Raw genomic sequence first — 20101 nt, 5'->3', positions numbered from 1 at the left:
CTCGGCTCGGGTCGACGCGTGTCTCCTCCGTGGGGACGCGGGTACATGCGCAAGCTCGGGTCTGATCGGGCGTCGGAGCAAGGCGTGCGCCGAAACGGACCCACTCAACGACCGGGCCTCCAGGCGGATTCCTCCGACGCATCCGCCGGCCCGATCTTTCCCTCTGCTCTCGCGAGCAGTTCGTCCGGCCAATGGGGGTGTCCCTGCGCGAAGACGAACCGGACATCCCGGGCGGTTCGGACATCCTCCAGCGCATCCCCTCGCACGACCACGAGATCGGCGATCTTTCCTTCCTCGATGCTGCCGAGTTCGTCCTCCAGACCCATCGCTCGCGCCGAATTGAGCGTCGCGATGCGGAACACGTCCGCGGGCGGTACCCCGGCCCGGGCGATGGCGAGGAGTTCGCGGTGGACGGCGAACGGAGACCAGTACTGCCCCCAACTCGGGTGATCCGTGCCGAGCGTGATCAGGTCGCGTCCCCCGTTGTCGTAGAACGCCTTCAGCGTCCGACGCTTGATCGGCGACATCTTCGCGAACGACTCATTCACGGGCCGGGGCGGACGGGCCTCGACGATCTCCCGCATGTAGGGCGTCAGGAATCGGAGTTCATCCGTCCAGTACTCCGTCATCTCCGGGTCGTGCGGACCCCAGTATCCGTAAATGGAAAGCGTGGCGTCGAAGTTCACCCCGTGGCTCACGTAGAGGTCGATGATGTCGCGGAGGGCGTCCCCTTCGAAATCGTCGAACTCCTGCAGCGAGGCGTAGGCCGTACGGTCGGCCGGCATCATATCGCCGCCCAGGAAGTGTTCGACGCGGTCGATGCCCATGAGGATCGCGTCGCGGGGATTCACCGTATTCCCGAAGCCGGAGTCGAGGTGGGCGGTGACCGTAAGTCCGTGCTCGTGCGCCTGTTCGATGAGAGGGGAGAGGTGCTCCGGCCGGGCCCCCTTGGCCTTGAAGCCGGCCGCGCCGAGCGACGCCCAGTGGTCCACTTCGCGCCGGATCGAGTCGGCGGTCATCGCATCGTCGTCCCAGCCTCGCCGCCACGACCCGAAGTAGGGACCGGAGTTGAGGATTCGCGGACCTCTGCGATCGCCGCTCTCGATGGAGAGCCGCAGCTCCCGCATGCGGACCGGATCCATCTCGCCCGCCGGGAACGTCGTCGTCACGCCGTTGGCGAGGAAGAGTTCGGGATAGGCGGCCGTCTCGTCCACGCGGCCCTCGCCGAACAGGTCGACCGCGTAATGGGCGTGGAGGTCGAAGAACCCCGGCAGGATCGTGTCTTCCTGCTCGACGTTGATGGTAACCGTGAAGTCGGCCGTATCCGGCGGCGGGCCGATGGAGATGATCCGCCCGTCGTGGATGGTGATGCCTTCGTTCTCCACGAGGGTCCCGGTGTGCACATCGAGCCAGCGTCCGCCGGTGACGACGTAGGTCGCCTCGCCCTCGACGAGGTCGCGCAGGTCCCCGAGGTCTCCGCACCCCGCCACCATCGGAATCAAGCCGCCCAGTCCGAGGATGAGGAGGATCCGTCGTCGCTGCAGCCGGTGTCTTGGAGCCATCATTTGTCCCTCGCCCTCCTTGCGTGCCGTCCCGCTCGCCCGAACCGCGCGGGCACCGGGAAGTCCAACATAAACGAGAGTGGGATCCGCCACGACGGACTCGATTCTGTTACTGTGAGCCGTCATCAAGCGGCTGCCATCCGAACCGGATCGGAGTTCGACACTGCACGAACCGAGCGCGGCGCTCGTGAATCCCCCCGGCGGCGTCTCGGGACGCACTTCGATGCGGCCCGCAGGGGTCGTGGCACTGATCGTCGCCTCGCACACGACGATCGACGCGTACACCGCCTTCCTGCCGCCGCTCCTGCCGCGGATCATGGACAACCTCGGCCTCTCGATCACGCTCGCCGCGACGCTCTCGACGGTGCTCTCCATCTCGACCGCGCTCCCGCAGCCGGCCTTCGGCTACCTCGCCGACCGGTTCGGGCGACGCGCTTTCCTCGCCGCGGGCCCGATCGTGGGAGGCGTGTTCATCTCCCTCCTCGGGATCGCGCCCAGTTATTCCGTACTGCTCCTGCTTCTCATGGTGGGAGGCCTTGGGTCGGCCGCCTTCCACCCGCCGGGGGCGTCGCTCGTGGCTCGCGCCGGAGAGGGTCGGGGAAGTGGCGTCCGCATGTCCGTCTTCTCCTTCGGGGGGGCGATCGGGTTCGCGCTGGGGCCGATCAGCGCGGTCGCGATCGTCGGCCTCTTCGGCCTTCCCGGCCTTTGGATCGCGATGATCCCCGGCATCCTGCTCGGGATCGCGCTCTGGTTCGGCGCGAAGGGCCGGACCCGCGTGGGGTCGGGGTCCCCGCCGCCGCCCCCGATGGAGGTGATCCGGAAGCTGAAGGGGCCGCTCGGTCTCGTGTTCGGGATCTCGGTCGTCGGCTCCTTCGCACAGAAGGCGATCCTCACCTTCATCCCGATCATCGCCCACCGCGCGGGCGAGAGCGAGACGGCGGGCGCCGTGGTGCTGAGCATCTATCTCGGTGCCCAGGGGCTGGGGACGCTCGCCTCCGGTGTCCTCACGGACCGGTTCAACCGACAGCACCTGCTGGCCGTGATCAGCGTGCTCGCGGTGCCGACGCACGTCCTCGCCGTCACGCTGGCGCCGGCGAGCCCGGCCGCGATCGTGATGGCCGTATGCGCGGGCTTCCTCAACATGGCGCTGCTACCACCGATCGTCGTGATGGCGCAGGAGATCCTTCCCTCCGGGACGGCGGTGGGTTCGGGCATCGTGATGGGGCTCGCGTGGGCCGTGGGGACGCTGATCATTCCGGTCGTCGGCGGGTTCGCGGACGCGTTCGGGCCCGTCGTCGCGACCGCCTGGTCGATGCCGCTCCTGTTGCTCGGCGCGCTCTTCGCGTTGCAGCCTTCGCTTCGCCCCTACTGCAGAGCCCGATGATGAACCGACCGAACCAATCCGCCCCGTTCCCCGCCACTTCGACTCGCGCCGCCCGGCTTCGTGCCGCCCGGCTTCGTGCCATCCGGGCCGGTGCCGTTCCGGGCGCCGCCGCGTGGGCGGGCGCCGTTCTGGCCGCCTGCGGAGGGTCGCCGCCGGCCGACCCGGCCGACCTGATCCTCGCGGGCGGGCCCGTGATCACGCTGGACGCCGAGAGCCGCGTCGCCGAGGCGGTGGCCGTGCGGGGCGAGCGGGTCGTGGCGGTCGGCTCGGTCACGGAGATCGAGGCGCTCGCGGGCCCGGAGACCCGCCGCGTCGACCTCGCGGGCCGCGCCGTGACGCCGGGCCTCATGGACGCGCACGTCCACTTCGCGAACGGGGGCGCGAACCGGCTGTACCGCCTCGACCTCAGCTATCCGAACGTGGAGAACATCGCGGATGTGCAGGGCATGGTCGCGGAGCAGGCCGGGCGGCTGGCCGAGGGCGAGTGGGTCCGCGGCGGCGGCTGGGACGAGGGGAAGCTCGAGGAACTGCGCTACATCCAGGCCTCGGACCTCGACGCCGTGGCCGCGGGGCAGCCCGTGTGGCTCGCCCACACCATGGGCCACTACGGCGTGGCCAACTCGCTCGCCCTCGACATGGCGGGCATCACGGCGGACACGCCCGACCCGCCGGGCGGCACCATCGACCGCGACGCGGCGGGACAGCCCACCGGAGTCCTCAAGGAATCCGCCATGGGGCTCGTCACGCGCCTCATCCCGCGGCTCGGCCCCGACGAGCGACGCGAAGGGATCCGCTCGCTCGCCGACGCCTTCAACGCCGAATGCATGACGGGCGGCAAGGACCCCGGGATCGGCCGCGGCACCTGGGAGGCCTACAGCGACGTGCTCGCCGACGGCGACCTCACCGTCCGGATCTTCGCTCTCTGGGACAGCCGGAACGGGACGCTGGACGAGGTCCGCGCCTACGCCGACAGCCTCGCCACCTTCACCCGTCCGTACGAATCCACGGGGGACGACCGGCTCATCCCCGGCGGCGTCAAGCTCTACATCGATGGCAGCGGCGGCGCCCGCACCGCCTGGCTGTACGAAGACTGGAACCGCGACCACACCGGCACCGATGCCGGCAACCGCGGCTATCCCACGATGGACCCCGACGAACTGCGCCGGCGCTTCCGCGCCTACCACGACGCGGGGCTCCACGTCTCCATCCATTCCATTGGGGACCGCGCCATCGACTGGACCGTCGACAGCTTCACGGAGGCGCTCGAGGCCACGCCCACACGCGGGCTCCGGCACGGGATCATCCACTCCAACATCCCCACCGACCGCGCCCTCGACGCGATGGCCGAACTCCAGCGCGAGTGGGAGACGGGGTACCCAGAACCCTCGCCCACCTTCACGTGGTGGATCGGCGATACCTACGCCGGGAACTTCGGACCCGAGCGAACCCTGCGTTTGAACCCGTTCCGGTCCTATCAGGAGCGGGGCATGATCTGGGCCAGCGGCTCCGACTTCTTCGTCACGCCCTACCCGGCGCGCTACGGTGTCTGGGCCTCCGTCGCCCGCCAGCCGCTGCTGGGCGTGTACGGGAGCGAGCCGTACGGTACCGCCGAGTCCGTCGATGTCGAGACGGCGCTGCGCTCGTTCACGATCTGGGTCGCCCACCAGATGTTCCTCGAGGAGAAGGTGGGCACGATCGAAGCCGGCAAGTACGCCGACCTCGCGGTGTGGGACCGCGACCCGCTCACCGTCCCGACGATCGAACTCCGTGACCTGGTGTGCGAACTGACCGTCTTCAACGGTGATGTGGTATTCGATCGTACCGGCACGCTCATGCCCTAGGGAGCCCGTGGTGAGACTCCGCGTCGGCGCCGAGACGGGCGATGCGCTCGATTCCCGACGCCCGGCCGATTCCCGACGCCCGGCCGTTGGCGTGCTCGCGGCGCTCGCGCTGGCGGTATTGGCTCTCCCCCGGAGCGCCGTGACGCAGCAGCCGGTAGAGATCGCGGGACGCCTCCTCGACGCCGGCACCGGAGCACCCATCTCGGCGGCGCTCGTCTCCATCCTCGCGCTGGACATCTCGACGCTCACCAGCACGGACGGAGCGTTCCATCTGGTCGTCCCCGCCGGCTCCCACACGTTCGAGATCCGGCACATCGGCTACGGTACGCGGACGACCGAGGTCGAGGCGCCCGACGGCACACTCTCGCTGGAGATCCGCATTGAACCGGCCGCGGTCGAAGTCGCCCCGCTCGAGGTCAACATCGAATGGAGACCGTCGTACCTGGAGCAGGTCGGTTTCTACGAGCGCCGGGCGCACGGCAGCGGCAGATTCTACGATCCCGAGGACATCCGCCGCGGGGGCGACGGCCTGATCGTCGGCTGGCGAAACATGAGCGAGGCCATTTTCAACACGAAGCGGTCCAACATCCTGGGGTGCGCTCGACAGATCCTCATCGATGGCCGCCGGGACCGCGTTGGCTTCATGACCGGGCTCGCCTATCACCGAATCGGAGGCGTCGAAGTCCACGGCGAGCCGCACAAGGTGCCGGGCCTCGAGCCTCTGATACGCGCGGGGGGCGAGGATCCGTTCTGTCCCACGGTCCTCGTCTGGACACGACAGTGGCTGACCGCGGCCGAGCTTGAAGAGCGGCGGATCGTTCTCTGCGAGCCCGGCCCCGCAACGGAACGGGCTCCGTTCGTGGTCGAGGGGACGGTTACAGATGCGCTGACCGGCATTCTCCTGCCCCGGGCGACCGTGACGGCTTGGATCACGGAACCGGGCGGCCGGCGGCGCGAGAAGGAGACGACCGCCGACGACAACGGTCGGTTCCGGTTCTGTGACCTCGATCCGCGGACGGACGTGAGCATCTGGGCCGGGTTCGCCGGCCTCAGCGGCGACCTGGCGCCCGTGGCGCCCGAGACAGCCCCCGTGACGGCCGACACGGCCCCCGTGACGCGGGATCTGGTGGTTCCCATCTCTCGTCACGGCCACGTCGCCGGCCGCATCTTCGATCTCCGGCGAAGCGAACCCGTACCGGAGGCCGAGATCAGGCTGGCGGCGGCCGCGGCCGCAGAGGCCCCCGGCGACCGTGACCCGCCCGCGGAGGCCGGGTATCTGACGACGAGCGATGAGCACGGCCTCTTCGCGATCAGCGACCTGATCCCCGGGGACTACCGGCTCGCCGTATCCCACCCCGACGCCGGTGTCGCCGGAGACACCATCCCGGTCCCCTCCGGTTCAACCGTGGATATCCGCGTCGAACTCGATCCCACGCCGCCTCCCGCGCTCGACGACGCCGCGCCCGCGGCGGGGCCGCGGATCGTGGCCGAGCGGCGGCATCCGCGTCTCACGGAGGTCGGTTTCTACGAACGCAGGCGGGAGAGCGCGACGCGGGGCCGCGGACACTTCTTCACACGGGAGCGAATCCGGGCCCTCGCGCCCACGCGCCTCACCGACCTCCTCACCGAGGTAGACGGCCTGCGCGAAGTCTGCCCGCGACAGACCTGCCGCCTCGTCTCGCCAAGGTCGGGGAGATGCCGCCACGTGTCCGTCTACCTGAACGGCACCCTGGTCATGGATGGCCGCGCCTGGGACTTCGAGCAGGGGGGCGTGGACGACCTGGCCGCTCCGCATGAGGTCGTCGCCATCGAAGTCTACCTCGGGGCCGTCTCCCTGCCCGGGGAGTTCGCCGCTCCATCCAACCGGTGCGGCGCGATCGTCATTTGGAGCGGGTAGCCGCGAGCGTGAGAGAAGGCCGTGGCGGGCGAGAAGTCGGCACGGGCATCTTCGGAGATAAGCCCGCCCTAGAGACGTATGTTCTGGATCCCGAGACGGGAGAGGGTGAGTACTGGGGAGATTCCCTGCCTTCCATGCTGGCGGTGACCGATGAGTTCGTGGTGTTCTCCTGGGGCGCGCCGTACCCGAGGGTCGAGGTGGCGCGGATCCCGAAGTAGCAGGACGTTCCCGCGGGAACGTCCCGGAGGTCGTCGATGAGTTGGGACGACTGGCGGCCCGAGATCGACGCGACGCTCCTCTACGTGGTGCGCGACGGCGAGATCCTCCTCATCCACAAGAAGCGCGGCATCGGGGCGGGCAAGCTGAACGGCGCGGGGGGGAAGGTGGACCCCGGCGAGAGCCCTCTCGACGCGGCTGTGCGCGAGTTCGAGGAGGAGCTCCGAGCGCATCCCCTCGACCCGCGAAAGCTGGGCGAGGTGGCGTTCGACGTGGTGGACGGCGTATCGATCCGCATCCATGTCTTCCGCGCGGACGTGCTCGAGGGCGAACCTTCGGAGACGGACGAGGCTATCCCCCTCTGGGCACCGGTTGACGACATTCCGTACGATCGGATGTGGGCGGACGACCGCTACTGGCTGCCGCATCTGCTGGAAGACCGTCCCTTCGAGGCCTTCGCCCGCTTCGAGGGCGATGAACTCCTCGACTGCGAAGTGCGGTGCCTCGCCGACGGCAGCTGACAGAAGTGCCCGACGGAAACGACGAGAAGCAACAGGAGACGAATCCCATGGCGACGAAGTCGCGAAACGTGATCTCGACTCTGGTCGCGCTGGCCGCGTTCCAGGCACTGCAGGCCGCGCCGGCGCGGGCGCAGGAACGACCGCTGTTAGGCTTCGGGGCCGAGTCCTCCGCCGCGCAGCTCGCCGCCGAAGCCCGTCTCGACGAGAGCGTGCGGCCGAGCAACCTCGAGGAATGGATGGAGCGCATGACCCGCGAGCCGTTCTACGTGGGCGCGCCGTACAACTACGAGAACGCGATGTTCGTCGCGGAGCAGTTCCGGAGCTGGGGCTACGAGGTCGAGATCGCGGAGTACGAGGTCCTCTTCCCGACGCCGCTCGTCCGGCACGTGGAGATGCTGGAGCCTGAGTCGTTCGTCGCTTCGCTGGAGGAGCCCGAGATCCCGGAGGACGGGACGTCAGGCGTGGCGGGCCGGCTCCCGACCTACAATGCGTACTCGGCGGACGGCGACGTGACGGCCGAACTCGTGTACGTGAACCAGGGAATCCCGCGCGACTACGAGGCACTCGAGCGCATGGGGATCGACGTGGCCGGGAAGATTGTCATCGCCCGTTACGGGGGTTCCTGGCGCGGCATCAAGCCCAAGGTGGCGCATGAGCACGGGGCGCTGGCGACGATCCTCTACAGCGACCCGCGCGATGACGGCTTCTTCCAGGGGGATGCGTATCCGAAGGGGCCCTACCGCGCCGAGTTCGGCGTGCAGCGCGGGGCCGTGCAGGACATGCCGCTCCATCCGGGCGATCCTCTGACCCCGGGCGTGGGGGCTACGGCCGACGCCGAGAGGCTGACGGTCGAGGAGTCCCCGACGATCATGAAGATCCCGGTCCTCCCGCTGTCATGGAGCGATGCTCTGCCCCTGCTGCGGGCGCTGGAGGGACCGGTGGCGCCGGCGTCGTGGCGTGGCGCGCTCCCGATCACCTACCACGTGGGCCCCGGCCCGGCGACGGTCCGGGTCCACCTGGAGTTCGACTGGGGGCTGGAGACCGCGTACAACGTGATCGCCACCCTCCCAGGCTCGGAATTCCCCGACGAGTGGGTGATCCGCGGCAACCACCGGGACGGCTGGGCCATGGGCGCGGCGGATCCGATCAGCGGCACCGTCTCGATGATGGAGGAGGCGCGCGTTATCGGGGAGTTGGCCCAAGCGGGGATGCGGCCGCGACGCACCATCATGTACGGCTCCTGGGACGCCGAGGAGCCAGGACTGCTCGGCTCGACGGAGTGGGTCGAACACCACGCCGACGAACTGCGGCAGAAGGCCGTGGCCTACATCAACACGGATGGGAGCGGCCGCGGATTCCTGAGCATGGGCGGGTCGCACACCCTGCAGAGCTTCATCAACGACGTGGCGCGCTCGGTCACCGACCCGCAGACCGGCGTCTCCGTGTGGCAGCGGCTGCACGCCGCGCGGTCCGTGGGCGGTGCACGCCGGGCGGACGATGGCTCGGACATCACGATCAGCCCGCTCGGCTCGGGCTCGGACTACACGCCCTTCCTGCAACACCTCGGCATCGCGTCGCTCAACCTGAGCTTCAGCGGCGAGAGCGGCGGCGGCTCGTACCACTCGCAGTACGACTCGTTCGACCACTACACGCGCTTCGGAGATCCCGGCTTCCAGTACGGCGCGGCGCTCGCCAAGACGACGGCCCGCGCCACGCTGCGGCTCGCGAATGCGGACGTCATCCCGCTGCGCTTCTCACCCTTCGTGGCCAACGTGAAGACGTACCGGGACGAGGTCATGGCGCTCGTCGAGGCCACACGTGAGCAGACCGAGCGACGAAACGCGCTGGTCGCGTCGAACGCGTACACGCTCGCGGCGGATCCGACGAAGACGTACGTGCCCCCGGAAGCGCAGGACGAGGTGCCGTTCCTCAACTTCGCCCCCGTGCAGAACGCGATCACGCGACTGGAGGCGAGCGCCGCCGCGTACGATGCGGCTTACGACGCAATGCGGACGGCGCACCAGGCGGCCGCGACCGGTGGTGACGGTGACTCCGGGGATGGCGCCGACATGGGTGAGCACGGGGACGTTCAGCGGCGGCTGAACGCGGCCCTCATCCAGACCGAGCGCCTCATGACGCGCGAAGACGGCCTCCCGCGCCGCAACTGGTTCCGGCACCAGATCTACGCCCCCGGCTTCTACACCGGCTACGGCGTGAAGACCCTCCCGGGCATCCGCGAGGCGATCGAGGAGCGCGCCTGGGACGAGACCTCCGCGCAGGTGGAGCGCCTCGCCGGCACCCTGACCGGACTCGCCGACAAGATCGACGAAGCGACCGCCCTGCTCACCGGCTGACGCGCGAGCGGGCGGCTATTCGCGACCGGCGGCCTGGGCTCTCAGCGCGGCGACCCGCTCCTCGGTGGGCGGGTGGGTCGTGAACAGGGAGGTGAGCCCCCTGCGGCGCCCCGCAAACGGGTTCACGATCGCGAGCGACGCGCCAGCCGGGTTCACGTCCATCGGAATGCGGCGGGCGCCTGACTCCAGGCGCTTCAGCGCGCCCGCCAGACCCATGGGGTCGCCCGTGATTTCGCCGCCGGTGCGGTCGGCCTGAAACTCGTTGCGGCGGCTGATGGCCATCTGGATGATGACGGCCGCCAGCGGTGCGACGATGGCCATGACGAGCACACCGAGCGGATTGTCGCCGTCGTCGCGGCCCCCGCCGAAGATCAGGCCCCAGCGGGCGATCGAGGCGATCATCGCGATCGCGCCCGCCATCGTGGCGGCGATCGTACCGACGAGCATGTGCCGGTGCTTGATGTGGGCGAGTTCGTGCGCGATGACGCCGTCCAGCTCCCGGGGCGGCAGCGCCCGCAGGATCCCCTGCGTGAAGCAGACCACCGCATGCGCCGGATCGCGGCCCGTGGCGAAGGCGTTGGGCTGCGGCTGCGGCGAGATCGCCACCACCGGCGCCGGCAGGCCTGCCCGTTGCCGTAGGCGTTCCACGCGGTCGTAGAGTTCCGGCGCCTGCGCCCGGTCGACGACCTGCGCCCGGTACATGCGCAGCACCATGCGGTCGCTGAACCAGTACATCCCGAAGTTCATGGCCGCCGAGAGAATGAGAAACAGGATTGCTCCCTGCTGCCCGAACAGCGCTCCTCCCGCGAGCACCAGAACGACTGTAAGGCCCAACATGAGGCCGAAAACTCTGAACATCCGCGATAACCCCTCTATCTTGTGCGCGTACCTGTGCTAGTTGCCCGTCCCTCTTACCCGTCGGCCGCGAGAAGGTCGCAGAAGACGAACCCGTCCCGCTCCACTACCTCGCCGCGTGTGACCGGGATCGGTCGAGGCAGGATCGGACCGTCCCACACGAACGTATGGAATTCTCCGTTCTCCCCGCACGGATCCACGCCCTCCGGGAGGTCCGCCACGAAGGACTCGTCGAATGAGCGGCCGGCGAAGGAGCCGTCCAGCGCGGCCGGGTTGATGCACACCGCCACCGCCTCGAACCCGTCCCGGATGAAGGAACGCGCGAGATCGGCCGTGGGTTGCTTCCAGATCGGGAACAGGCACTCCAACCCCGAGTCCGCGAGTTGTCGTTCCCGATACTCTCGGAGGTCCTCGAGGAAGATGTCCCCGAAGGCCACGCGGCGGATCCCGTCGTCGTAGAGGCGGCCGAAAGCCGCTCCCATGGCGCGTTCGTAGATCTCGTTCGAGGACTGCGGCGGGACGACGACCTCGACCAGCGGGATGCCGATGGCGGCGGCCTGGTCGCGCACGAGCGAGCGCCGCACGCCGTGCATGCTCACCCGGTCGTAGGCGTCCGTCACGGTAGTGATCAGGGTCTCGACCCGGTACGCCCCTGCCTGCTGCAGCGCATGGAGTGCCAGGGCGCTGTCCTTGCCGCCGCTGAAGCACATCGCGATGCGTTCGCTCAATCCAGGACCGTCGCCTGGAACGCGCCCGTGAGCACGCGGCCTTCCCGCTTCACCTGCACCCAGATCGTGTATTCGCCCGGTTGCGGGAACGCGAACGGGAACTCGACCACGCCCGTGGGGGCATCGCGCCCGGACCTGCGCATCCCGGACCCGTCGGGCGCGAGGACCGAAAGCGAGCCCATCGAGATCGTGCCCGCGGGATGAAGATGCACGAACACCGCGCCGTCATCGCGCGTGATCGCGGCGTGACTCAGCATCCCCATGTAGGGTTCCAGTTCGACCGGCTTCCCGTCGGGGTTCCAGACCCGGAAGGCGAGCAGCGTCTCCTCGTCCACCCGAAGCTCCCGGTCGCCCTGCCATTCGAGGGTCGAGCCGTCGGCCAGCGGGGCCTCGGAGCGCGGCCCCGCGACGGCGACGGGTGTGCCCGTCCAATCAGAATCGTCGGCATCCCGGCGCAGCCCGGCCGACATGCCCGGCGGCGCATCTCCCGCCACCGGGATGTCCCCGGCCACCGGAAGCGCGATGGCCGCCTCGTCAACCGTGATCGTGTCGACGACCGTCTGCGCGAAACCCGATTCCTGCACGATGTCGCCGTAGATGCGGTACTCGCCCGGGGGTAGATCCGGCCACGCGACGCGGAAGGTCGACGAGTCCACGGGGACCGGATGCAGGTGGGCGAACGCGTCCATCCCCGGCGCGCCCACCACGAACAGGTGCATCAGCTTTCCGTGGTCCGGCACGAGCGGGGTCCAGCCGCGGCCCCGCCAGGCGGGATCGGTGATCGCGATCTCCAGGGCGGCCGTCCCCCTGTCCCGCACGATCGCACCCTCCACGGCCAGGCGCTCGAAGATCCCGCTCCGGATATCGCGGTCCACCGCCTCCCACCACTGATTCCCCAGGTAGAGAATGCCCGCGACCCCCAGGGCCGTGGCGACCATGGCGATCCGGGCGCGGCGAAGCTGCCGCGGACCCGCCGTCTCCCCCGCCGGGACCTGGCTCTCGCGCACCGCGGCCCCCGTGATCGCCACCACCCCCGCCGCCAGAAGCATCGCGAGTGCGAACAGGACCCAGCCGAGCCCCGGCGGCAAGTCCAGCACACCGAGCATGACGGAGGTCACCGGGACCGAGACTTCCCCGGCGCCGCGGCTCCCCTCGACCGCGACCTCGACCCGGTAGGCGCCCACCGTCATGAGCCACAGTTCGGCCGCGTACAGTTCCGGATCGCCCGTCACGGGCACGGCCACGTCGGGGGGCGGCGCGCCGCCTTCCGGCGCCGCGTCCCAGCGCACGGGGCGCACGGTTACCCGGTCCACCCCGTCGCCCGGCACCCGGACGGAGATCTCCGCCAGCCCCGGGATGACCTCGGGAGGACGGATGACGACGGAAACCGGATAGGGGCCGGCCTCGCCGGAGAAGAACACGTTGTTGCTCCCGACGTGCCCCGTCGCCACGACGTACAGCCCGCCGACGAACGCCGCCGCGCGCGCGAGGCGGGCGGCCCGGTTGCGCCTCACCGGCGGACGCGCAGCCACCAGTTCCCCAGCCACAGACCCGTGCGGGCCGAGACGAACGCGATCGGCAGCGCCCACCACGCCGTGCCCACGAAACCCGCCGCCGAGAACTCGCCGCCGAGATACGGCCCGCCGTGCCAGAACACGTGCTGCCAGGCGCCCGGCGCGGCCGTGTAGCCCCACGTGTCGCCCTGGAAGAAGTAGTTTCGCGCCCCTTCCGAGAGCAGGAAGTCGGCGAAATACCAATGCATCACGCCGAAGATGCCCACGAAGGCTAGGCCGCCGAAGGCCGCGATCCGCCAGTCGGTCGAAGCCCGGTCGGGCGCCTCCCCCGGGGCGGAATGCCGCCGCAGCAGGAGGTCGATCACGATCGCCGGCGCGAACAGGAGAAGCGGGAACTCGGACGGTTGCATGTGGGTGAGCGGCCGGAGGATGGGCGCCAGCATCGGCTCCGCGGGGAAAAGGGGCAGCACCCACATGATCGCCAGCGAGACCCCGGTATAGACGAGCGCCGCGCACGTCGCCGGCCACCGCATCTGCCCGGCCCGCCCGATCGCGAAGAGGAGGACGGGGAAGAGCGCCGCCATCACGAGATGGAACGTCGCGCCGTGCATCTGGTTGGGGAACGTGTATTCCATGAGCAGCACGGAGAGCGTCAGGATCAGCATCGCGGCGCTGAACACATACGTCCACGCGAGCTTGCGCCGGCCCGTCTCGGAGGCCCGGTTATGCCAGGCCAGCGCCATCAGCAGGGCACCGACCTGGATCGCGCAGATCCCCAGCGCCAGGACGACATGCGGCGGACTCAGGATCTCGACATCGAGACCGTACGCGTTGTGCCACCAGTCGTCGAGCGGCGCGGACGCGAGCATGGCGATCGCCCCCCAGATCGCCACCCAGGCCCCGAGCGGCGCCCGGAAGCCCCAGAGACGTACCGAGCGTCCCACCTCCGCGTCCGTCCCGGAAAACGTCGTCTTGAGCGCGAGCCACCCGCACGACAGCCCCGCCGCCAGCCCGCCCGCGTAGACCAGCAGGTGGGCGGGCGTGAAGAGCGTGTCGCGACCGATCGTGCGGTGCCAGGAGATGTCCCACGTGATGCCCACGATCACGGCCGCCGAGGCGAACAGGACCGCGGTCAGATACCACGGAATGCTGTCCGCCGACTCCGCCGCGCCCTCGCGCCCCCGGAAGACCGAGGCCGGTGCCGCTGTCGATTCCATCGAAATCCTCTCTCCGGCGCCGCATGACCGACGCCTGCCGGGCCATCGACACGACTATCGACACACCTTCGCTCCCGTCCGAAGATAGGTCTGAGCCCGTTCCGATGCAGGAGAATCAGATGAGAAGAGAGACACGCCTCCGCCCCCGCCGGACTGGCGGCCGGGCGGGCCTCCCCCGAGTCCATCCCGGGACCCGCGCCGCGATCCTCCCCGCGGCGGCTCTCGTTGTCGGGCTCGGAGGCTGTGGCGCGCCGGAGTCGGCGCCCGAAGGCTCCCTTACGGCGGACCAGGTCGACGACATCCATGCGATCGCCGCGGCCCCCATCGAGGAGGGCCGCGCCGCGGGCATGTCGATCGCGGTCGTTCGCGGCGCCGACACGCTACTGATCGAGGAATTCGGCCAGGCCGACCTCGAACTCGGGGTTCCCACGCCCCCGGACGCGGTCTACGAGGTTGGGTCCGTGACGAAGCAGTTCACGGCGGCGGCCATCCTCCTCCTGCGGGAGGAAGGGACGGTCTCGCTCGACGACCCGCTCACGAAGTGGCTGCCCGACTACCCGGTCGGGGATCGGACGGTGACCGTCCGCCGACTCCTCGACCATACTTCGGGGATCAAGGGCTACACGGAGATGCAGCACCTGTGGAACGAGATCGCCCCGCTGGAACTCCCCCGGGACACGCTCGTCACGCTCTTCGCCGCCGAACCGTTCGAGTTCGAGCCCGGCACTGCCATGACCTACAACAACTCGGCCTACTTCCTCGCCGGCCTCATCATCGAGGAAGCGAGCGGCATGAGTTACGAGGCATTCGTGGAGGAGCGCCTCTTCGCCCCGGCGGGGATGGAAGACTCGCGCTACTGCCACAAGGAAGAACTCGTCCCCAACCGGGCCAAGGGCTACGAGCCCGGCGAGGACGGGCTCCTGCCCGCTCCCTATCTGAACCACCTCTGGCCCTACGCCGCAGGCTCCCTGTGCTCAACCGTGCGTGACCTGATGGCGTGGAATCAGGCCCTCCATGGAGATGGAGAGGGAGGCGAGATCCTGAGTCCGGAGAGCTACCGGCTGATGATCACGCCCGAGACGCTGCACGACGGCACCGAACTGCGCTACGCGAAGGGGCTCGCGATCACGGACCGCGACGGAATGAAGGGGATCCGGCACGGGGGCGGGATCTTCGGCTTCGTCACCGACCTCCGCTACTACCCGGCCGAAGACCTGTCGATTGCGGTCCTGATCAACACAGCCGGTGGCGCCGCGTCCAGCGACATCGCGCAGCAGGTCGAGGACGTCATCCTCGGTCCGCGGGCGGAGGCCATGCCCATCCCCTTCGACGGCGACGCGGCGCCCTACGCAGGACGATACGAGGGCCCGGCACGCGGGCAACGCATGGTGGCCGAGGTTGGGATCGAGGACGGGCAGCTGACGATCGAAGCCGGCCCATGGTCGGCGGGCGCCCTCACCTGGCTGGGCGGTGACACCTTCGGGCGCGGCAGCACCAGGTTCCGGTTCGTGCGCGACGCGGACGGGGTCGTGAACGAGCTGAGGATGGACGTCACCTCCGGCCATTACGTCCTGCGGAGGGTCGAGCCGTGAGGGCGGCGCGATCGACGGTCTCCGCCGCGCTGGTCCTTTCGGCCGTCGCGCTCGTCTTCCCGGCCGCCGCGCCACCGGCCGCGGGACAGGAGCTGACGACGCTCGTCGGGACCGAGACCAGCGAACTGGCCGCCGTCGTCGAGCGCTACCGCACGGACCGCACGGCACTCGGTCGCCGCTGGAACGTCCCCTATTCGCCCGACCGCAATCAACGCTTCCGCGACTTTTTCTCGGACTGGCGACAGCAGGTCGAGGCGCTCGACTTCGAGTCCCTCACCCTCGAGGGGCGGGTGGACTACGTCCTCCTCATCAATGATCTCACCTATCAACTGGATCTCATCGAGCGCGAGGCACGCCTCGCCGCGGAGATGAACGGGTTCATCCCCTTCACCTCTCTCATCGTCGAACTCGAGGAACGGCGACGACGCCGCGAGCCGGTGGAATCAGAGGCGGCGGCGGCCCGTCTCGCCGACCTTCCGGCCGAGGTCCAGACGGCGCGCGAAGCCGTCGAGGCGCGGCTGGCCGATGGATCGGACGTCTCCCGCATCGTTGCTCTGCGAGCGGTGACGACGCTCGCCGGGCACACGCGCCTGCTCGAGGACTGGTACGAGCACTACGCCGGCTACGACCCCGTCTTCACGTGGTGGAACGAGGATCCGTACGCCCGCGCGAAGGCCGCCCTCGACGGCTACGGGACCTTCCTGCGCGAGACGGTCATCGGCTACCGCGAGGGGGAGGACGAGCCGATCGTCGGCGATCCGATCGGGGCCGAGGGTCTCGCCGCGGACCTGCGCCACGAGATGATCCCCTACACGCCCGAAGAACTCATCGCGATCGCCGAGGCGGAGTACGCCTGGTGCGAAGAGCGCATGATCGAGGCCTCGCGCGAACTCGGCTACGGCGACGACTGGCGGGCGGCGCTCGAGTACGTGAAGACGCTGCACCGCGACCCTGGCGACCAGCCGCAGATGATCCGCGAACTCGCCGACGAGGCGCTCGCCTTCGTCACCGAGCGCGATCTCGTCACCGTCCCTCCGCTCGCCGACGAGATCTGGCGCATCGAGATGATGTCCCCCGAGCGGCAGAAGGTGTCGCCCTTCTTCCTTGGCGGGGAGGTGATCCAGGTCTCCTTCCCCACCGACGGGATGGAGCACGAGTACAAACTCATGAGCATGCGCGGGAACAACGAACACTTCTCCCGCGCCACCGTGCACCACGAACTCATCCCCGGACACCACCTGCAGGGGTTCATGACGAGCCGCTTCAACTCGCACCGCGGCGCGTTCTCGACCCCGTTCTGGGGCGAGGGGTGGGCGCTCTACTGGGAGATGCTGCTCTGGGACCTCGGCTTTCCGTCGACCCCGGAGGACCGGATCGGGATGCTGTTCTGGCGCATGCACCGCACAGCCCGGATCATCTTCTCCCTCTCCTTCCACCTCGAGCGCATGACCCCGCAGGAGGCGATCGATTTCCTCGTCGAACGCGTGGGGCACGAGCGCGCGAACGCCGAGGCGGAGGTGCGGCGGAGCTTCAACGGCTCCTATTCGCCGCTCTACCAGGTCGCCTACATGATCGGCGGCCTCCAGATCCGGGCCCTGCACGAGCAGCTGGTGCAGTCGGGTGAGATGACGAACCGCGCCTTCCACGACGCGATCCTGCGGGGCGGACGCATGCCGGTCGAGATGGTGCGCGCCCGTCTGCTGGGCGAGGCCCCGCCGAAGGACTTCGAGTCGGAGTGGCGCTTCCAGGGCGACCCGTTGCGCCGCACGACCTCCGAGGAGCCGGACCCGCAGGAGACCGCGAACTGACGCGCTGAAAGGAAGACACATGGCTCGCGACCCGCACAGGACGGCGATTCCCGGCATCCTCCTCGCTCTGAGCGCCGCGGTTGGCGGCGGGGGCGAGCTTCATGCGCAGCACGGCGGCAACGGCGACGCGCTCTCGGTCGATCAGCTCCTCACCATCGAGTCCGTCGTCGGGGGGGCGCCCGCCTGGTCGCCGGACGGCTCGGCGATCCTGTTCGAATCGGGACTCACGGGCGGGCTCATGGCCCTGGCTCCCGACGGCGGGTTTCCCACGCGGGTCCCTGCGGACATGGGGGGATCCGGCCACTTCCTCACCTCCCAGATGCCTGGCTGGTCGCCCGCCGGAACGTGGATCTCCTACGTGTCGGACAAGAGCGGCGCGCCGGAAATCTGGATCTGGTCGACGCGTGACGGAGCCGACGTCCAGCTCACCGACCTCGGGGCGCGGATCAACTCGATGAGCTGGTCCCCGGACGAGCGCTCGATCGTTTTCGCCGGCGACCGCTACGGGAACTACGACATCTGGAAGGTGGACGTCGCGACCCGGCGCGTGGACCGCCTCACGAACGACAAGCGCTACGAAGTCTTCCCGAGTTGGACGCCCGACTCCCGCCACATCCTCTACGTCCGCCTCGACGATGCGTGGGAGGATCACGACGTGATCGAGGTGGACGCCACCGGCGGCAGCCCGCGCACCGTGATCGAGGACCGCGACTTCTTCGACTACGGGGCGGGGGCGACGTTCGGCTATCCGAGCGTGTCGCCCGACGGGAGCTCGATCCTCTTCCGCTCGCACCGGAGCGGCTGGATCAACTACTGGCTCGCGCCGCGGGATGGCGGAGAGCCGCGTCCGGTCGCCCCGGCCGAGGCCGACCAGAGCGCCGCCGCGTGGTCTCCGGACGGGCGCTGGATCGCCTACACCGAGAACCACAACGGACATCACGACCTGCGCGTGGTATCCGCGGAAGGAGGCGAACCGCGGGTGCTCGTCTCGCCGAAGGGCGGCGTCGCGTCCAGCCCCTCGTGGTCCCCCGACGGGGACGCCATCGCGTACCTGCAGGAGGACCTCCTGAGCCCGCGCGACCTGTACGTCGTCTCGCTTGAGGACGGAAACAGCCGGCGACTCACCTCCTCCATGCCCGCCGGCAACTTTGCCGGTCGGCTCGTCGCGCCGGAGAAGATCCGCTACGAGAGCACGGACGGGTACTCGATCCCCGCCTACCTCTACCGGCCGCCGGGGGCCGCGGCCGGCGACGACCTGCCAGGCGTGATGTGGATCCACGGGGGTCCCACGTCGCAGTTCCACGACACCTTCCAGCAGCACGTGCAGTTCTTCGTCCAGCGCGGATACGTCGTGCTCCTGCCCAACATCCGCGGGAGTTCCGGCTACGGGAAGGACTTCGCCGATGCGAACAACGGGTGCTGGGGCCACTGCGACCTGGAGGATGTGGTCGCGGGCGCCGACTACCTGCGGGCGCTTCCCGAGGTCGACCCGGAGCGGATCGGGATCACGGGGACGAGCTACGGCGGCGTGATGAGCATGTACGCGGTGGCCTTCGCGCCGGACGCCTTCCGCGCCGCCATCCCGGGGTCGGGGTATACGGACTGGGTCCACTTCTACCACGGCGAGAACGAACTCCGGCACATCAAGCTGCTCGACCACGAACTCGGCCCGTTCGAGACGAACGAGAACGTATGGAGCCACAGTTCGTCGGTCTCGCACGTCGCCGACGTCTCGACGCCGGTCCTGCTCGTGCACGGCGTGGGCCGCTATCCGGGCTCCGACCAGTCCGAGATCTTCGCGCGGGCGCTGGAGAACTATTACAAGCCGTACCAGTACAAGACGTACCCGAACGAGAACTACTACGTCTACGGAAAGGCGAACCGCCGCCAGATGCTCCTCGACATGCTCGACTTCTTCGAACAGTTCCTGCGGTGATCGTCGGGAGGCGCGCCACGCGTTTCGTTGCGGCGGCTCTCATCCTCGCGGGATGCGAGCGCGTCGAACCCGTCCCGTCCTCCGATGTCGGGGCCGATGGCATCGCTGCCCGAGCCGCGAACGAGGCCGGTCCCGTCGAAGTGGCCGTCGAGACGAGCCAGGGGGAGTTCGTGATCGCCGTGCACGGCGAGTGGGCGCCGTACGGGGTCGAGCGCTTCCTCACCCTCGTCGAATCCGGCTACTACGACGACGCCCGCTTCCACCGCGTCATCCCCGATTTCATCGTCCAGTGGGGGCTCGCCGGCGACCCCGCCATCACCGCCGAGTGGATGAACGCCTACATCCCCGACGACCCCGTCGTCGCCTCCAACACGCGCGGCCGCATCGCCTTCGCCTTCACCGAGCCGGGAACCCGCGCCACCCAGGTGTATATCAACCTCGTAGACAACGTGCGCCTCGACTCGACGGGATTCGCACCTTTCGGCGAGGTCGTGCGCGGGATGGAGGTCGTGGATGCGCTGTACTCCGGCTACGGAGAGAACTCCGGCGGCGGCCTCCGACGGGGCGACCAGAGCCGCATCGTCGCGGAGGGCAATACCTACCTCGACCGCGAATACCCGCTCCTCGACCGCCTCCTCCAGGCTCGGCACCGCTGAACGGGTCGTTCCGAGCGCGG

Annotated in this window: 15 protein-coding genes; 10 read left to right on the top strand and 5 right to left on the bottom strand. The window is 69.3% G+C overall.

Annotated features, from left to right (window positions below; translation table 11 throughout):
- Window positions 1-104: 104 nt before the first annotated feature.
- On the bottom strand, window positions 105-1565 hold the full coding sequence (locus ACOOGH_RS13305) for an amidohydrolase family protein (RefSeq protein ID WP_420449370.1): 1461 nt from the start codon (window positions 1563-1565) through the stop codon (window positions 105-107).
- Window positions 1566-1749: 184 nt separating this feature from the next.
- Here ACOOGH_RS13305 and ACOOGH_RS13300 point away from each other — a divergent pair, with 184 nt between their 5' ends.
- From ACOOGH_RS13300 to ACOOGH_RS13275, 6 genes are read left to right on the top strand one after another with little or no spacing between them, the layout of a single operon-like run.
- Window positions 1750-2946 carry an MFS transporter gene (locus ACOOGH_RS13300; protein WP_420449369.1) on the top strand — a complete coding sequence of 399 codons (1197 nt, stop codon included), beginning with the start codon at window positions 1750-1752 and terminating at the stop codon, window positions 2944-2946.
- Window positions 2943-4787: an amidohydrolase gene (locus ACOOGH_RS13295; RefSeq protein ID WP_420449368.1), complete on the top strand. Its 1845-nt coding sequence runs from the start codon at window positions 2943-2945 to the stop codon at window positions 4785-4787. Before ACOOGH_RS13300 ends, ACOOGH_RS13295 begins: the two co-directional genes overlap by 4 nt.
- Before the next feature lie 10 nt (window positions 4788-4797).
- Complete coding sequence (locus ACOOGH_RS13290) at window positions 4798-6684, top strand: carboxypeptidase regulatory-like domain-containing protein (protein ID WP_420449367.1); 1887 nt, start codon at window positions 4798-4800, stop codon at window positions 6682-6684.
- Between the two features lie 8 nt (window positions 6685-6692).
- Window positions 6693-6902 (top strand): hypothetical protein, encoded by a 210-nt coding sequence (locus ACOOGH_RS13285; protein WP_420449366.1) that lies wholly within the window; start codon window positions 6693-6695, stop codon window positions 6900-6902.
- Window positions 6903-6938: 36 nt separating this feature from the next.
- Window positions 6939-7421, top strand: coding sequence for an 8-oxo-dGTP diphosphatase (locus tag ACOOGH_RS13280; protein ID WP_420449365.1), 483 nt, complete (start codon window positions 6939-6941; stop codon window positions 7419-7421).
- A gap of 47 nt (window positions 7422-7468) precedes the next feature.
- Window positions 7469-9775: a M28 family metallopeptidase gene (locus tag ACOOGH_RS13275; protein ID WP_420449364.1), complete on the top strand. Its 2307-nt coding sequence runs from the start codon at window positions 7469-7471 to the stop codon at window positions 9773-9775.
- 15 nt (window positions 9776-9790) lie between these two features.
- Here ACOOGH_RS13275 and ACOOGH_RS13270 read toward each other — a convergent pair whose 3' ends face one another.
- From ACOOGH_RS13270 to ACOOGH_RS13255, 4 genes are read right to left on the bottom strand one after another with little or no spacing between them, the layout of a single operon-like run.
- Window positions 9791-10633: a zinc metalloprotease HtpX gene (locus ACOOGH_RS13270; RefSeq protein ID WP_420449363.1), complete on the bottom strand. Its 843-nt coding sequence runs from the start codon at window positions 10631-10633 to the stop codon at window positions 9791-9793.
- A gap of 53 nt (window positions 10634-10686) precedes the next feature.
- Window positions 10687-11358 carry an ATP-binding protein gene (locus tag ACOOGH_RS13265; protein WP_420449362.1) on the bottom strand — a complete coding sequence of 224 codons (672 nt, stop codon included), beginning with the start codon at window positions 11356-11358 and terminating at the stop codon, window positions 10687-10689.
- The gene (locus tag ACOOGH_RS13260) at window positions 11355-12890 is read right to left on the bottom strand and encodes a hypothetical protein (RefSeq protein ID WP_420449361.1); all 1536 of its coding nucleotides are present in this window, start codon (window positions 12888-12890) and stop codon (window positions 11355-11357) included. Before ACOOGH_RS13260 ends, ACOOGH_RS13265 begins: the two co-directional genes overlap by 4 nt.
- Window positions 12869-14089 carry a hypothetical protein gene (locus ACOOGH_RS13255; protein ID WP_420449360.1) on the bottom strand — a complete coding sequence of 407 codons (1221 nt, stop codon included), beginning with the start codon at window positions 14087-14089 and terminating at the stop codon, window positions 12869-12871. The genes ACOOGH_RS13260 and ACOOGH_RS13255 overlap by 22 nt, the downstream gene beginning before the upstream one ends.
- A gap of 119 nt (window positions 14090-14208) precedes the next feature.
- On the opposite strand from ACOOGH_RS13255, the gene ACOOGH_RS13250 reads away from it, so the two are divergent.
- From ACOOGH_RS13250 to ACOOGH_RS13235, 4 genes are read left to right on the top strand one after another with little or no spacing between them, the layout of a single operon-like run.
- On the top strand, window positions 14209-15681 hold the full coding sequence (locus ACOOGH_RS13250) for a serine hydrolase domain-containing protein (protein WP_420449359.1): 1473 nt from the start codon (window positions 14209-14211) through the stop codon (window positions 15679-15681).
- Window positions 15678-17489 carry a DUF885 domain-containing protein gene (locus tag ACOOGH_RS13245; RefSeq protein ID WP_420449358.1) on the top strand — a complete coding sequence of 604 codons (1812 nt, stop codon included), beginning with the start codon at window positions 15678-15680 and terminating at the stop codon, window positions 17487-17489. The genes ACOOGH_RS13250 and ACOOGH_RS13245 overlap by 4 nt, the downstream gene beginning before the upstream one ends.
- Before the next feature lie 19 nt (window positions 17490-17508).
- On the top strand, window positions 17509-19425 hold the full coding sequence (locus tag ACOOGH_RS13240; RefSeq protein WP_420449357.1) for a prolyl oligopeptidase family serine peptidase: 1917 nt from the start codon (window positions 17509-17511) through the stop codon (window positions 19423-19425).
- Complete coding sequence (locus tag ACOOGH_RS13235; RefSeq protein WP_420449356.1) at window positions 19422-20081, top strand: peptidylprolyl isomerase; 660 nt, start codon at window positions 19422-19424, stop codon at window positions 20079-20081. The genes ACOOGH_RS13240 and ACOOGH_RS13235 overlap by 4 nt, the downstream gene beginning before the upstream one ends.
- Window positions 20082-20101: the final 20 nt, after the last annotated feature.

Source organism: Candidatus Palauibacter sp. (genome assembly GCF_965213655.1).
In the GTDB taxonomy this organism is placed as follows: domain Bacteria; phylum Gemmatimonadota; class Gemmatimonadetes; order Palauibacterales; family Palauibacteraceae; genus Palauibacter.
The sequence above is the reverse complement of the archived record's forward strand: the minus strand, read 5'-3'. Positions and strand labels throughout refer to the sequence as shown.